This is a genomic window from Myxococcales bacterium, from assembly GCA_016706225.1.
Classification (GTDB): domain Bacteria; phylum Myxococcota_A; class Polyangia; order Polyangiales; family Polyangiaceae; genus JADJKB01.
Genome location: JADJKB010000005.1, coordinates 400,487 through 413,957 on the forward strand (window position 1 = coordinate 400,487; position 13,471 = coordinate 413,957).

Annotated in this window: 12 protein-coding genes; 6 read left to right on the forward strand and 6 right to left on the reverse strand. The window is 67.4% G+C overall.

Annotated features, from left to right (window positions below; all coding sequences use genetic code 11):
- Positions 1-8 precede the first annotated feature (8 nt).
- Positions 9-1,130 carry a hypothetical protein gene (locus IPI67_09545; GenBank protein MBK7580435.1) on the reverse strand — a complete coding sequence of 374 codons (1,122 nt, stop codon included), beginning with the start codon at positions 1,128-1,130 and terminating at the stop codon, positions 9-11.
- A gap of 45 nt (positions 1,131-1,175) precedes the next feature.
- On the opposite strand from IPI67_09545, the gene IPI67_09550 reads away from it, so the two are divergent.
- From IPI67_09550 to IPI67_09565, 4 genes are all read left to right on the forward strand, one after another.
- Complete coding sequence (locus tag IPI67_09550) at positions 1,176-1,925, forward strand: hypothetical protein (GenBank protein ID MBK7580436.1); 750 nt, start codon at positions 1,176-1,178, stop codon at positions 1,923-1,925.
- A gap of 198 nt (positions 1,926-2,123) precedes the next feature.
- Positions 2,124-3,842 (forward strand): hypothetical protein, encoded by a 1,719-nt coding sequence (locus IPI67_09555; GenBank protein ID MBK7580437.1) that lies wholly within the window; start codon positions 2,124-2,126, stop codon positions 3,840-3,842.
- A gap of 46 nt (positions 3,843-3,888) precedes the next feature.
- Positions 3,889-4,653, forward strand: a complete 765-nt coding sequence (locus IPI67_09560) for a hypothetical protein (protein MBK7580438.1) — start codon at positions 3,889-3,891, stop codon at positions 4,651-4,653.
- Positions 4,654-4,719: 66 nt separating this feature from the next.
- The gene (locus tag IPI67_09565) at positions 4,720-5,853 is read left to right on the forward strand and encodes a hypothetical protein (protein ID MBK7580439.1); all 1,134 of its coding nucleotides are present in this window, start codon (positions 4,720-4,722) and stop codon (positions 5,851-5,853) included.
- 117 nt (positions 5,854-5,970) lie between these two features.
- On the opposite strand, the gene IPI67_09570 is transcribed toward IPI67_09565, so the two are convergent.
- A complete protein-coding gene (locus IPI67_09570; GenBank protein MBK7580440.1) occupies positions 5,971-7,830 on the reverse strand; it encodes a hypothetical protein in 1,860 nt (619 codons plus the stop codon).
- 260 nt (positions 7,831-8,090) lie between these two features.
- On the opposite strand from IPI67_09570, the gene IPI67_09575 reads away from it, so the two are divergent.
- A complete protein-coding gene (locus IPI67_09575; protein MBK7580441.1) occupies positions 8,091-9,701 on the forward strand; it encodes a hypothetical protein in 1,611 nt (536 codons plus the stop codon).
- A gap of 37 nt (positions 9,702-9,738) precedes the next feature.
- Here IPI67_09575 and IPI67_09580 read toward each other — a convergent pair whose 3' ends face one another.
- From IPI67_09580 to IPI67_09595, 4 genes are all read right to left on the reverse strand, one after another.
- Positions 9,739-10,077: a hypothetical protein gene (locus tag IPI67_09580; GenBank protein MBK7580442.1), complete on the reverse strand. Its 339-nt coding sequence runs from the start codon at positions 10,075-10,077 to the stop codon at positions 9,739-9,741.
- A gap of 20 nt (positions 10,078-10,097) precedes the next feature.
- Complete coding sequence (locus IPI67_09585; protein MBK7580443.1) at positions 10,098-10,742, reverse strand: hypothetical protein; 645 nt, start codon at positions 10,740-10,742, stop codon at positions 10,098-10,100.
- The gene (locus tag IPI67_09590) at positions 10,739-11,371 is read right to left on the reverse strand and encodes a sigma-70 family RNA polymerase sigma factor (protein MBK7580444.1); all 633 of its coding nucleotides are present in this window, start codon (positions 11,369-11,371) and stop codon (positions 10,739-10,741) included. Before IPI67_09590 ends, IPI67_09585 begins: the two co-directional genes overlap by 4 nt.
- Positions 11,372-11,535: 164 nt before the next feature.
- Positions 11,536-12,147: a hypothetical protein gene (locus tag IPI67_09595; GenBank protein ID MBK7580445.1), complete on the reverse strand. Its 612-nt coding sequence runs from the start codon at positions 12,145-12,147 to the stop codon at positions 11,536-11,538.
- A gap of 198 nt (positions 12,148-12,345) precedes the next feature.
- On the opposite strand from IPI67_09595, the gene IPI67_09600 reads away from it, so the two are divergent.
- On the forward strand, positions 12,346-13,470 hold the full coding sequence (locus IPI67_09600; GenBank protein ID MBK7580446.1) for a hypothetical protein: 1,125 nt from the start codon (positions 12,346-12,348) through the stop codon (positions 13,468-13,470).
- Position 13,471: the final 1 nt, after the last annotated feature.

Here is a 13,471-nt window from a genome sequence, read left to right on the forward strand (position 1 = left end):
CGTTCGGATCAGGGCGGGGTGCAGACCGCGGTCGTACCCCCGAAGAACGGCTCGACGTCGAAGTTGGTCCAGGCCTGGTTCAGCTTCCAGATGCTGTTGTCATCCTCGAAGAGCACGACGTCGTCGTTGTCGCCGCTGGCGTACGCGCCCCAGTGCCACTGGCAGATGTCCGTGTCGGAGCGTGAGAACTTCGCGTCGAACACCTTGGCTCCGTCCTGCCAAGTGACCATCACACCGTCGTGGTAGTTGATGTAGATGGTGGTGCGCACCCATTTGCCCTTGGGGAAGCTCGAAACGTTCGCGGCGAAGGTCACGCTGCCGCCGGTGTTCTTGATGTGCGCGGGGGTCAGACGATTCGAGGTGTCTTCGAGCCCGAGGGTGACCACCGTGTCGTTCCAGCCGCAGTCGTTGTTGACGGTCCAGAAGCTGAACCACTTGCCGTTCTGGAACGCATAGGGTGTCTCCAACCAGCTCGAATAGATGTTCACGACGCCGTACGGCGCCTCGATGCCGGCGCCCTTGTTGGTGTAAGCGGGCACGACGGCGTCACCCGTGAACTGCACTCCGCCGTAGCCGCGATGGGACTGGTTGATGCTGCAGGTGATCTCCGAGCGGTGTGAGTGGGTCGGACTGACGGCGTGCGCGGTCGAGAACCCATTCTGGTGGCAGAGACCATTGTTCCAGTCGTTGCCGTAGGTCTGGCTCGTCCAGCGGGAGTAGTCACCGGTCTCGAAGTCATCGAACCAGAGGCGTTTGGCGTCGAAACAAGCACCGGTCCCTCCCACGCCGCCCGTCCCGGCGCCGCCACCGTTCGGGGCGCCGCCGGTGGTGGACCCGGCGCTGCCGCCGCTGGCACCGCCCGAGCTCATGCCGCCGCTCGCGCCACTCGCGCCGCCCGCGCTCACGCCGCCCGAGCTCACACCACCGCCGCCGCTGGCACCGCCCGAGCTCGCACCGCCGCTCGAGTCCTCACCGCACGCCACCGCTGCGAGCGCCAACGTGAGCGCAATTCCCCTTACCAAGCCAGCGCCGGAGTCCATGCCGTCCAGAGTGGCGGGGTTTTCGGGAAATGAAAAGTCGCCCACCGGCGCTCGCTGATGCGTCCCACCCGGCGCAACGTTTCGTGTCATTCGTTCTAATGGCCGACTGGACTCGGTGGTGCGAGGCTCTGCCTCATGACGCCCAAACTCGGCAGGCTCCTGCTCGTGGCCGCAGTCCTTTCCCACGCCACCGGGTGCGGTAGCTCGTCCGACGGCGGTCCGACCGCGACGGGGGGCAGCGCGGGCGCAGGCGGCGGAGCGGGCGCCTCGGGTGGCGCCGCCGGGGCGGCGTCGGGTGGTGCGGCGGGCGGTGGCGGCTCGGCAGGTACGCTGGCGGGGGGTACGGGTGGAGGTTCGGCCGTCCTCTTTCGCGATGACTTCGACGCACCGAATCCGGCCTGGCAGTTCGACGCCGGCGACCCCGAGGCGACCTACTCGGTGAAAGGCGGAGTGCTCGAAGTGAAGGGTGGGTTCCTTCAAGCGTTCGCCTTCTTGCCCATCGACCCGAGCTGGGGCGACGACGTCGAAGTGCGGACGAGCTTTCGACTCGTCACCGGCATGGTGGGCGGCGCCGTCGTGCGCGCCGACACCGCCTCGCTGAACGCGGTCAACTGCAACTTGAGGGAAGACCTCGATCAGCTGCGGGGTGCCCAACATGTGGACCGAACGTACATGACCCTCGGGGACAAGAGCACGCCGGTCGCCAACGGAACGAGCTACGAGATCTCCGCACGCATCATCGGCAGCACGCTCACCTGCACGGAGGTCGGCGGTCCGACCTTGGACATTCCGAACGTGTCCTTTGCGAGCGGCGCCGTCGGCCTGTTCGTCTACCAGGGAACCGTGGAGTTCGACTGGTACGAGGTCCGCAAGCCGACGCCGTGACACCCCAGACAGGGCTCGACGCATCGGGCGACTCCGCATAGCTTCCCCCACGGTGGCGCGGTTGTGACGATCTCTGGGCGAAGGGTTTGGGCGCGGGCGTCGTTGCTGGTAGCGGCAAGCCTGGCTCCGCTGTTGCTCGCTCGCTGTTCTCCGTCGCCTCCGGTTTCGCCCGGCGGGGCATCTTCCGGCAAGGTCGACGTGAGCAGTAACGTGCGCCGCGAGGACTACGCGGGCTCGCGCATCTGCGGCAAATGCCACGGCGACATTGCACGGAAGTGGACCAATTCCCCGATGCACCGCATGACCCGAGCCGTCGCTGGCGCGCGCGTGGACGCACCCTTCGACGGTCGGCCATTCCGCTTCATGGGTGACACCGCCACGCCGGAGATGCTGCGTGGAGCGCGCTTCGTTCGCCTCGATTCGGCTCGCGAGGGCAAGACCTTGTACCGGGTCACCAAGGTGATCGGGGGTCGGTACCGAGAAGACTACGCGGGGGTTCGCGTGGATGAGAAGGACCCTGGCGCTGCCGCTGGCGGCGACGATCGCATCTTGCCAATCACCTGGCTCCGGTTCTCGAACGAGTGGCGATACAAGGGTTACTCGGTGATGAACCCCGAGCGGAATGGACTCGTCACCGGGCCGGTCTGGCGCACGACCTGTATCTTCTGCCACAACACCGTGCCGTCGCTGGTGACGATGTACGACGAGCTCCACGGCCCGGGAGGGCCGAAGTACCAAGGCTCGGCGTCGTTCGTCTTGCCGAGCACCCTCATGCCGCGCTTCCGGATCACGGATCCACACCGGCTGGGCACGGCCATCCGCGGCGAGGTCGAGTTGCTCGGTGGCGAGATCTCGGCCTCGGAGCCGCAAGCGCTGCTCGCGGAGGCGATGCAGGCGACCCGCCGCTCGTTCGGCGAGGCGCAACTCGTCGAGACGGGGATCGGCTGCGAGGCCTGTCACGGTGGCTCGCGCGAACACGCCGAGTCGCCCACACATGTGCGCACCAGTTTTGCGGTACGAAGCGACTTCATGCAGGTCACGGCTCCCGACGGTCGCAGACCGTCGCGCGCGTCCGACATGAACCGCGCCTGCGCCAAGTGCCACACAGTCTTGTTCAGCGGTTACCGCTACACCTGGGAGGGCGGCGAGCGTTTCGAGCACCCCGGCGGCAGCAACGTGAACTCCGGCGAAGCCCGCGATTTCATGCTCGGTCACTGCTCGAACGAGCTGTCGTGCGCGTCGTGTCACGATCCCCACGCGGAAGATCCCCGCGCGCGGTTGGAAGAGCTGACGGGGCCCAAGGGGCAGGCGCTGTGCACGAGTTGCCACCGCAAATATTCTTCGCCTCTGGAGCTCGAGCGTCACACCCACCACCTGGCATCCGGGCCTGGCAGCGCCTGCGTCGCCTGCCACATGCCGCGCAAGAACATGGGACTGGCTTATGCGCTCACGCGTTATCACCGGATCGGATCACCAACGGACCCAGAGCGAGTACTCCGCGATCGGCCCATGGAGTGTGCGCTGTGTCACCCGACGAAGACGACCGAATTCCTCGTGAGCACCGCCGAGACTTGGTACAAAAAGCGTTTCGATCGGCGGCGGCTTCGCGGGCTGTATGGAGCCGACTTCACCGGGCCCGCCTGGCTTGCGACGTTGCGACACGGCAAACCGCACGAGCAGGCCACGGCCATCGGCATGCTCGGGGAACAACGCGTCGCGGCGGCGTTGCCCGACCTGGTCGAGCAGCTCGACAACTCGATCGTGCTCGTGCGGTTCTTCGCCCGGGGTGCCATCGAGCAGATCAGCGGCGAAAAACTCGAGCTGGACATGGGCCGTCCGGGACCGGAACTGGTCGCGGCAGGCCGCGCTTGGTTGGAACGGCGCAGCGGGCCCCCGAGCAAAGCCGTCTCCGAGTAGACACCCGGGCGCAGGAGTGCCTGGTGTCGGTGTAAGCTGGCTGAACATGTCCCGCGCCTGGCTCCTCGGTATTGGGCTCGCTTTCGCAGCCTGCCTGAACATCGAGGAGGCGGAGCCCAGAACCGAAGCCGGCGGCGGGACCGGAGGCGGGGGAGCAGCGCAGAGCGACGCAGGCCCGGACGTCGTGAGCGGTGGGAGCTGGAACGCCGACTCGTCCCTCGAGGCAGCCGTCGAGGCAGCCAGCGACGCCGCAGTTGACACCTCCGGCGGCGGTGGCTGCTCTCCGGACAATCCGCTCTTGCTCGACGACTTCGGCTCGCCCGATGGGCCGCTCGGCTCGGCGTGGACCGGGGACGTCGGCTCGTTTGCGGTCCAGGGCGGCCAGCTCCGGCATACGAAGGCCGGGCTCGATGATCGCATCCTGAACAGCAAGAAGCTGTGTGCCAAGCAGACTGCGAGCGTGCGGCTCATGAAGGTCGACCCGAGCTCGGGGCTGGTGGGCGTGATGTTTGCTGCGACCAGCAACAAGGACTGCAACCTGATCCAGGTCGGTCACTCCGGTGCCCAGAACGGCATCTCGGTGGCCAAGTGCTGGAACGGGAAATGGAGCACACACATGAGCACACCGTGGCCAGTGTTCGACGGCGACCGCATCGAAGCGCGGCTCACCGAGGCCGGGCTGCTCACCGTTCTGGTCAACGCCGAGGTGGTCGGCAGCGTGAACGTCGGCACCTTCCCCCCGAGCCAGCCGGGCATCGCACTGTTCGCGGCGGGGACCGGCGTCGTGCTCGACGACTTCAAGGGTGGATGAGAGCGGCCACGCATCGGCGTGGGCCAGCTTCCGTCCGGCTGCCGCCCATGCGAGACTCGTTGTTGGATGAGAAAGCTCGTCTTCTGTCTGCTCATGGCGTCCGCCTGCGGCGAGAGTGACGGCGGCTCGTCGTCGTCCGGGGGCTCGGGCGGCATGGGTGCGGGCACAGCGAGCGGCGGCAGTGCCGGAGCGGGACTCGCCGGCGGCACGGGCGCGACCGCCAGCGGGGGTGTACCGAGCGACGCGGGCGACGACGCGAGTGGCGGCACCGCCGGGTCTGGCGCAAACGCGGGCAGCGGTGGCGTGGACGCCGGACCCGATGCGGCGAGTGATGCGAGCGACGGCGCTGCGGGTACCGCGGGGGCAACCGGCAACGCCATGTGGGTCTGGCAGGGCGACAAGTTCGTCGATGCGACCGCGCGCAGCGCGCTCCTCTCGTACGCAAAGAGCCACGGCGTGAGCCGGCTGTTCGTCAGTGCGTACCCCACGCTCCTGGCAAGCTCACCGAAGTACGCGCCCGCGGCGTGGCGCAAGGGGCTCGAGGACGCGGCGACTCAGGCCATCGTCGTGGAGGTGCTGTTCGGCGACCCGACCTGGACCTCCCCCGGCGCCGACCAGACCTGGGCCATCAACAACCTGATCGTGCCGCTGGCTCAGTTCGTCAGCGACCCGAGCACGAAGGTGAAACCCGCGGCGTTGCACTTCGACGTCGAACCGCACGGCCTCGCCGGGTGGGGCAGCATGTCGGACGCCGAGCATCAGAAGTTGATCGCGGATCTGTGTGACTTCTTCGTGCTCACCCGCCAGAAGCTGGACGCCGGCGGCGCCCAATCCCTGGCCGTGCATGCGGATCTGCCGTCGTGGTGGGACTCGAGCGCACTGAGCTTCTCGTACGCGGGGAAACAGGCCACGGGATACGAGCATGCCCTCGGCCGTCTCGACGCGGTCGCGCTCATGGCCTACTCGAACAGCCAGGCCTCGGTGCTGGCGAACTCGGCCAAGGAGGTCGGCTTCACCGACGCGGCGGGCAAGCGGCTCTGGATCGGCGTCGAGACCGATCCCGCCCATGCGAGCGACGCGTTCGTGACGAAGTCCGCCCTCGACAGCGCGCTCGGCGCCATTGGCTCCAGCTACTCAGGTCACGCGAGCTACGCCGGCTGGGCGGTGCACGAATACGCGTACTGGAGTGTCATGCCCTGAGCTCCGGGCGCCGAGGGGCCGCATCGGCCCCACAAACGCGAAACACGCGCCGGAACCGAGCCCGGCGCGTGCCTCGTTTTGCTCGGCCTCCGCGGAAGCGGGGCGAGCTCTCTCTTCTTACTTCAGCTTCTTGGCCACGATGGTGACCGCGGTGCCGGGCGTCTTGCTGCGGGCGCGCACGAAGTACGTGTTGCCCGAGAACGAGACGTTGACCGTGCAGGTCTGCGCCGACGTGCCCGCCGTCGTGGACTTGCAGTCGTTGGCGTAGACCGTCGGGTTGCGTCCAACGCGGACGTACAGCTCAGCGGCGCCGGTTCCGGTCATGGTGACTTCCAGCTTCTTGTAGCCGGGCTCCACCACGACTGAGCCGTACTTCGAGGACCAGCTGGTGCCGGTGCCCTTGACCGTGACGTTGTCCAGGATGGTGACGGTCTCTTCGGCCGGCGCGGTCGCGGCGGCCTCGTCATTCAGCGCCTTCACCTCGGCGTAGGTGATGAGTCCGCCGGCCTGGCTGGCAGTCGGCTTGGCCGTGGGCCACCAGGCAAAGTCCGGGTGGTTGGTGCGGCTCTCACCGACCCACTCACCGCCCATGATCTTGCCGCCGTCGTCCGCCTCCAAGATGTACTTGTAGTGTTTGGTCGTGGCGTAGCTGGTGAGGGCCTGCTCGACGTGCGACTGCTTCGCGGGTGACGACTCCGTGATGTAGGTGAAGTCCATCTCCACGTAGAAGAAGCGCTTCGCCAGGGTGTTGTAGATGTAGTCGCCGCTCTCACCGGGAACTGCGGCGGAGAGCTGCACGTTGCTCTCGGCCCCGTAGCCCTCGACCATGTAGAAGACCTTGTCGCCCGCAGCCAACGTGACCAGGCACTCCTCGTTCGAGGTTCCACCGTAGGGGCGGCAGTCGTAGTCGGACTTGGTCGGCGCAGCGCCCTTCTTGATGTAGAGGTCCGCGTCGCCGCTGCCGCTCATCTTGATGGTGTAGTCACCGGCGACCGTCGCGACGTACTCGCCCGCCTTCGTTTCGTCCTTCTTCAAGAGGGCGGTCGGGAAGATCGGCGTCAACGTCAGGTTGATCCCGAGCATGGCGACGGCCTCGTCCTTGGTGATCTCCTTGAGCTTGTCGCCGTCGGGGTTGGTGACCTTGTAGCCGTAGCTCGGCTGGTTCCAGACCTGTGCGGAGAAGGTGGCGTCGATGACGAAGCCCTGACGGCGCAGGCCCATCAAGTTCGTGGTGACGATGTGCCAGGTGCCGGGGTTCATGTCGCGGCACTCGGTCGCCTCCAGGCGGCCCGTCGGGTCCGTGATCGGCTCCGCCTTGTTGCAGCGGCGCGAGATGAACTTGTTGCTGACGTTCGTGTAGAGCAGCGACATCAGACCTTCGAGGTCCCCGGGGTAGAACGTGACGCCGTTCTTGACCACCGGATTGACCGCCGCCGGCTCTGTCAGCGCGTAGGGTGCCCAGCCGTGGCAGATGCCCCACCAGCCTGGGATGCAGCGGCCCGCGGTCGCGCCCTTTGGGATGGCGCAGCTTCCGCCGTCCTCGGAGCCCGCACACTCGTTGCCACCTTGGGTGCACGCCTTCTGCTGCGTCGCAGACCCGATGCCGTGATACTTGGTGATGTTGGCCGGAACGGCGTCCTTGCCGAACGCCTTGGCGTACTTCTCGGCAGGCGAGGAGCCCGCGCCGTCCCACTCGTGGTTCAGGTTGTCGCTCTGCGTCGCCCAGTAGTCGCCGGGGACCGGCACCTGACCGTGGCCCTCGAGCGGCAGCTGATGCGTGAAGTACGAGAAGTTGCTGTCCACGTAGGCCGGGTTGTTGGCCGAGTCCCAGGCGTCGAACTTTCCTTCGCCGTCGAGACCAACTTGATCTTCCGGTTCCAGTTGCTCGCCCGGTGTCGACCCGCCGTCGTCACCGCTGCCGGAGCAGGCACCCAAAAACAAAACCGCAGCCACCCAAGAGATATTTCGTACGCGCATGCTCGGGAGCCTACGACGCGAGTGTCCTCGAGCCAATGCGAAATCGACGGGATCCGGCCGCAAAGCTTACATGGGCGCATGTGGTGCGCCGCGCGCCCGATCCGCGCTACGTACAAGAAATCTAAGCGGACTTCGCTCACGTGCTCCGCGCGAGCACACGCAGCTCGGACGCACGTGCATCGTGTGCACGCCGGAACCGGATTGGCGTCTGACGGTTCGCGCTGATACCGAAGCGTCAGCGACGTCGAAAGCACGGGTGAATGGAACCACGGATCAAAAAGCGTCTCGCCCTCGCGCTGGGCGCCGTTGCAGTGGGTGTGAGCGCGCTGTGGTTGTGGCCGTCGTCACGCAGTCAAGCTGGGTATCCCTTCGCACGCCGCGTCGCCGGTGCCAGTGTGAGCCCACTGTGGAAGCTCTCCCCCGAGGCGCTCGACCAGCTCACCGCGGATGACGCGGAACGCCTCGAGCATTTCGCGACGCAGCTCGATCGGGCGCTGACGGAAGCACGTGCGATCGAGCCGCTGCTCGCGATGGAGAGCGCGGATCAACTCAAGGCCGAGGACCGCAAGAAGGTGCGGGAGCTGTGGTGGAGCTTCTTCGAACCGATGCTGGCCCTCGACGGGTTGAAACACCGCTACGAGGGCTGGTTTGGCGTCGACTACGTCGTGCACCCGGAGCTCCACGCGCGGAGCTTCGCCCTCACCTACGCGGCGCTCTGCGTCCAGGTCGATGGCGGCCAGGCGCTCCTGGATCGGATCGGCAAGAAGAGCATCGCGCTGAAGCTGTTCGACGAGGCCATGCCGGCGCTGGGACTCCCGAGTGGGACCTTCAGCGCAATGCGCGCGCGTCTGGGCAGGGCGCGGGACTACTCGTTCGTGCCGTTCGGTGCAGAGTGGTACGCCCAGTGGATCGACAAACACCTGGCAGGCAAGGCAGGGGAACGCTTGCGGGGGTTGGTCGGCGCGCGCAGCAAGCTGGCACTCGCTCGGATCGTCGACGCCAAGGCTGCGGCTCGAACGGCGGAGAACAAGGCCGAGGTGCTGAAGAGCACGGCGTTCCAGGCATGGTTCCCCTTGCAGAAGGAGTTCGCGGAGTGGGCCGGCGACACCCGCTTCGCACCGGAGAGCCGGCGGCTGATCAACGACGCGCAGCTCGCCGCCATGAAAGCCAAGCTCGCGCCCGGAGACATCTTGCTCGAACGGCGCAACTGGTACCTGTCCAACGTCGGTCTGCCTGGCTTCTGGCCGCACGCCGCCATCTTCAGCGGTTCACAGGCCGAGATCAGCGCGGGCTTCGACTCCGATCCCGAGGTGCAGAAACGCTACGGCGGAGCCTTCAGTCAGCACCTGGCCAAGAAATACCCGGCGGCCTGGGCGGCGCTCGGCGAAAAGGACGATGCTGGGCACCTACACACCGTGGTCGAAGCCGTGAGCGAGGGTGTGGTCGCCCAGAGCTTCGAGCACTCGTGCGGCGCAGACTACGTCGCGGCGCTCAGGCCGAAGCTGCCTCGCGTCGAGATCGCGGCGGCCATCGAACGCACCCTGGGCTACTTCGGTCGGCCCTACGATTTCGACTTCAACTTTGCGACGGACGATCGGGTGGTCTGCTCGGAGCTGGTGCTCAAAGCCTACGAGGCTCCCGCTGGTGGCGTCGGGCTCGCCGCGCCCTGGGTGACGATCGTCGGACAGCGCGCGGTCACCCCCACCGAGTTCGTTCGCCTGTTCGTGAGTGAGCGCGGCAAGCCCGATGCACAGCTCGAGTTCGTCTATTTCCTCGAGGGTCGCGAGAAGGACAAAGCTGCGGTAAGCGCCGACGCGGACGCGCTCGCCCGCACCCCCGAGCGTCCCAAGTGGGACGTCGCGCAGCCTTGATTTGCGGCTGCTCGCGCCGCTTTGGTTGCGTGCGCGCTCACCAACGCTCGTGCGCCTCGGCTGGCAGAAACCGGCGATCCGGGGCCGAGTAGCGGGCGGTGCCGACGGGAAAGCGGAAGGGCTGCGCGGCGGTCTCGAGCACGCTGAGTGGCCGTTGGGGTCGGCCAACGACGATGACCTCGGTCATGACGTGCACGCGACTGCCTCGGACGGCTTCGGAGCGGAGCTTGTCGTGTTTGGCGGCGCGGCGCAGCGGGCGGGTGACCTTGGCGGGTGGTTGAGCGGCGTCGGCTCGACTTGGCGTCTCTGCAAACGCGTAGCCTTGGATGCACAGGACCGCGACCGAGAGCGAAATCGAGAGCGTATGAATATTCATGTCGTGGAAAGACCTCCGCTTCATTGATGCTGCGGAGCGCCGGTCTTGATCTCGGTTTTTGCAGCGTCGTCGCCGCGTTGGTCCTCGGTGGGCGAGCTTCCCGGTCTCGGTGCCGCGCCCGGGCGGACCACGGTGGACGGCGGACCAATCTTGACGTCGCCCCGCGCGGCCCTGGAGTCAGCAGAAGTCCGCGCGGCGCCGGAGTCCGCAGACTCTGGCGGGCCGTTGGTTTTGGTTACCTGGGGCAGCGCGGGTGGCGGCGGGATCAGCGGCGCTCCGCTCTCGCGGGCGGCCGCGACCTCGGCGCTTCCCGTGCTCGTTGCGAGAGCGCTGTCCGCTTCCCGCTCCGTCGGCGTGTCCCAGCTCGCAACGAGCCCCGCGCCGCCCAGTCCCGCGACACTGCCGACCAAAGCGCCGACGCTGAGCCACTTGACCACGACGAGCGCCAAGCTGGTCCCGCCATTGGCGAGGCTCGCGCCGCTGGTCGAGGCTCCGATTGCCGTCGTCGTCGCGGCGGTTGCTGCGGTGGCCGCAAGCGCTGCGAGCACCCGCGCTTCGACCCGCGCCTGCGCGCCCTCGGGCGCCCGCTCGTCTTGGGCCAGAACCAGCAGCTCCCGCGCGAGGCCGGGCTGGAAGCGATCGGTCAAACGCTTGGGGTCGTTCATGGAAGCCTCGGTGGAGCGTTGCGGGCAGTGTGCGCGCGAAGTGCGTGGATGTAACGACTGCGCCCGCGTCGGAGCCGTGACGCCACGGTGCCGCGGGGAGCGCCGGAGAGCTCGGCGATTTCGGCGAGGGTCAGCCCCTCGAGCTCGAACAGGACGAAGACACTGCGCTCTTCGTCCGGCAGGCTCTCGAGAAGTTGGTCCAAAAGCTCGATGCGCTGACGCTGATCGAGGATTTGTTCCGGGGTTCGATGCTCCACCGCGTGGTTGTCCTGGATCTCCAGATCCCGGGCTAGCTCACGCTGCCGACGCCGGCGAAAGCCGTGCGCCACTCGGAGCGCGGTGCCGAACAAGAAACTCTTCTCCGACCCGGGTGTGATCTGAGCGATGCGTCGCGTGGCGACTACGAACACCTCCTGGGCCGCGTCTTCCGCGGCGTCGGCGGGCACACCGAGCCGACGCAACAGGCGCCAGACGGAGTCGAAACCGTCGCTGAGCACCTCGGCCAGCCGCGTTTGCGCCTCGGGGCTGGCGGCCGAGGCGCCCGGGCGGGAGCTGGCGCGCTCACCCATGGCGGACTCGTCGCTCTCGCGGGGCTCTGGCTCAGTCATCGCCGGGCCCAGGGGTCGCATGACCAAAAGAATGCTCTCCAATCCTGCTTGATGCTCGGGCTTCCCGCATCGGATCCCGAAAAGTGACGAGGCAGCGATCTTTTGCTGCCCGGGAGTCAGCGCCACCGTGACGGCTCGCGGTGCGGGCGCCACGAGCAGCCGTCGGGTTGGGCCGCGACCGGACCCTATTTGGTGGTCGCACACTTGCCGAGCACGTAACCCGGCCCGCACTCACACTGACACAGCGCGAGCTGGGTCGGGTCGGTCTGTGCGCAGGCCGGCTTGACCACGACCGATGCGCTGCCGAGGCCCGGGCCGTCGATCTCGTCGATTATCACCTCGAGCTTCCAGGGGGCATCGACGATCACATCGGCGTCGTAGTTCGGACATGCGGGGATGTGCGTGACCTGGCTCACACTGCGGAGATCCGGCTCCATCCAGCCGGGCTGACCCGGTACTGGTTTCATCACCACGTCTCGCGCCTCCTCCATCTGGATGGCGTTCGACGCCGGGTCGCGCAGCCGCGAGCGCAGGTTCACCGTGTCGGAGGTGAGGCCCAGCACCCGCGCCCCGACGTGAATCACGTGTCCGCCTTGCGGGGCCGGCACCAACGCGATCGGATCACCCTCGGACAGCAGCTTCAGCGGCTGATTTTCCGCCACGAAGTCCGCCGGCAGAATTTCCAAGTCGACCACGACGTCGGGTTTGGGCTTCGGCTTCGGCTCGCCGTCACCCTTGCCACATCCAGCGACGACGAGCGCGGCCAGGAAGAGCGGCAACAAGTTCTTCGAGCACACGGTTGTCCAGACTTTGGCGAAAGCAGACGCTCCGTGCAAGCACGCCCGGTGCCTGCGGCGCCCCCTTGCTATTTCTCGACGCGCAGCGCCACCGAAGCGAGGATGCTGCGGCGCCTGCCGTGCCGCAACGCCGCCGAGCGACTGCTGCCGTAACGCGCACGCTCGACAGCCTCGCCCGGTGCAGGTAAGCCTCGGGGCATGCGCAAAGAGCTGGGTTGGGCGTTGATCGGTCTACTCACTGTCGCGGCATGCGCCGCGGGGGAGGCGTCGAGCGCGGGCGGCGGCGGTCAGAGCTCCGGAGGATTTGGCAACGTCGTCAACACGGGCGGTTCGGTGTGGGGCGACGGTAGCGCCGGCACCGGCTCGGTGGGCGCAACCGGTGGCATCGGCGCAAGCGGCGGGTTCGGCGGCGTGGCCGGCGGCGGCGGCGCCAGCGGCGCGGGCGCGAGCGGAGGAACGAGCGGCAGCGGCGGCGCGAGCGGCAGCGGTGGTGTCGGCGCGAGCGGTGGCGCGTCGGGCGGCGGCAGCGGTGGCACCTCGACTGGGGGTGGGGGAACCGGCGGCGACGCGGGAGCGACCTGGCCTACCTGCGACACTCAGCCGAGCGCGGCGCCCAGCAAGACCATCGTCCAGATCTGGGCGGACAACGCGGCGACCGAGACACAGGTCTGGGTGCCTGGCGTTTTCATCACGGCCATCAGTGGCGGAGCGTGTGTCAGCGGCACGACCTGCCAGATCTTCGTGCAGCAGGCCGAGACCTACGCGAGCTTGGCCGCGGGCGCCAAGCAGGGCATCAAGCTCCGCATCGCCAGCACGGTCGCGAACTACTTCGCCAGCCTGAAGGTCGGTGACAAGGTGGACGTGCTCGGTTACGCCTGGCGTTACAACCTGGGCGGCGCCAACGAGATGGCCATCCAGATCAACTCGCAGCTGCCGGGCTGCGCCAAGAAGGTTGGCGCCGGCAACCCCGTTGCCATCACTGGCGTCCAGCTGACCGATCTCACGGTCGCCGCGTACGAACAAACGCACGGGCCCCTCTTGGTGCAACTGACTACGGTCACCGGAAAACCAGCGCTACCGACCGAGATCTTCGGCCTGTGGAAGACCGGCGTCGGCATCGGGGACGCCGGCCCCGAGAGCTTGGTCAATGCCAGTCCGTTCTTCCTCGCGAACGGCGCGTTCACTGGTTTCACGAGTGGTCAGCCGGTGGACTTCAAGACCTTGACCGGGGTCTTCGCGGTCTTCAGCCCGTTCGTGGAGGCGGGCACACCACCGAAATACACCGTGGTCTACCCGCGGGTGATGACCGAGATGGTGCAGTAGC

What these genes read in the sequence shown, in the direction of transcription:
- IPI67_09545 (MBK7580435.1), bottom strand. Translation starts at nt 1,130, where the DNA reads ATGACACGAAACGTTGCGCCGGGTGGGACGCATCAGCGAGCGCCGGTG.
- IPI67_09550 (MBK7580436.1), top strand. Translation starts at nt 1,176, where the DNA reads ATGACGCCCAAACTCGGCAGGCTCCTGCTCGTGGCCGCAGTCCTTTCC.
- IPI67_09560 (MBK7580438.1), top strand. Translation starts at nt 3,889, where the DNA reads ATGTCCCGCGCCTGGCTCCTCGGTATTGGGCTCGCTTTCGCAGCCTGC.
- IPI67_09565 (MBK7580439.1), top strand. Translation starts at nt 4,720, where the DNA reads ATGAGAAAGCTCGTCTTCTGTCTGCTCATGGCGTCCGCCTGCGGCGAG.
- IPI67_09570 (MBK7580440.1), bottom strand. Translation starts at nt 7,830, where the DNA reads ATGCGCGTACGAAATATCTCTTGGGTGGCTGCGGTTTTGTTTTTGGGT.
- IPI67_09575 (MBK7580441.1), top strand. Translation starts at nt 8,091, where the DNA reads ATGGAACCACGGATCAAAAAGCGTCTCGCCCTCGCGCTGGGCGCCGTT.
- IPI67_09580 (MBK7580442.1), bottom strand. Translation starts at nt 10,077, where the DNA reads ATGAATATTCATACGCTCTCGATTTCGCTCTCGGTCGCGGTCCTGTGC.
- IPI67_09585 (MBK7580443.1), bottom strand. Translation starts at nt 10,742, where the DNA reads ATGAACGACCCCAAGCGTTTGACCGATCGCTTCCAGCCCGGCCTCGCG.
- IPI67_09590 (MBK7580444.1), bottom strand. Translation starts at nt 11,371, where the DNA reads ATGCGACCCCTGGGCCCGGCGATGACTGAGCCAGAGCCCCGCGAGAGC.
- IPI67_09600 (MBK7580446.1), top strand. Translation starts at nt 12,346, where the DNA reads ATGCGCAAAGAGCTGGGTTGGGCGTTGATCGGTCTACTCACTGTCGCG.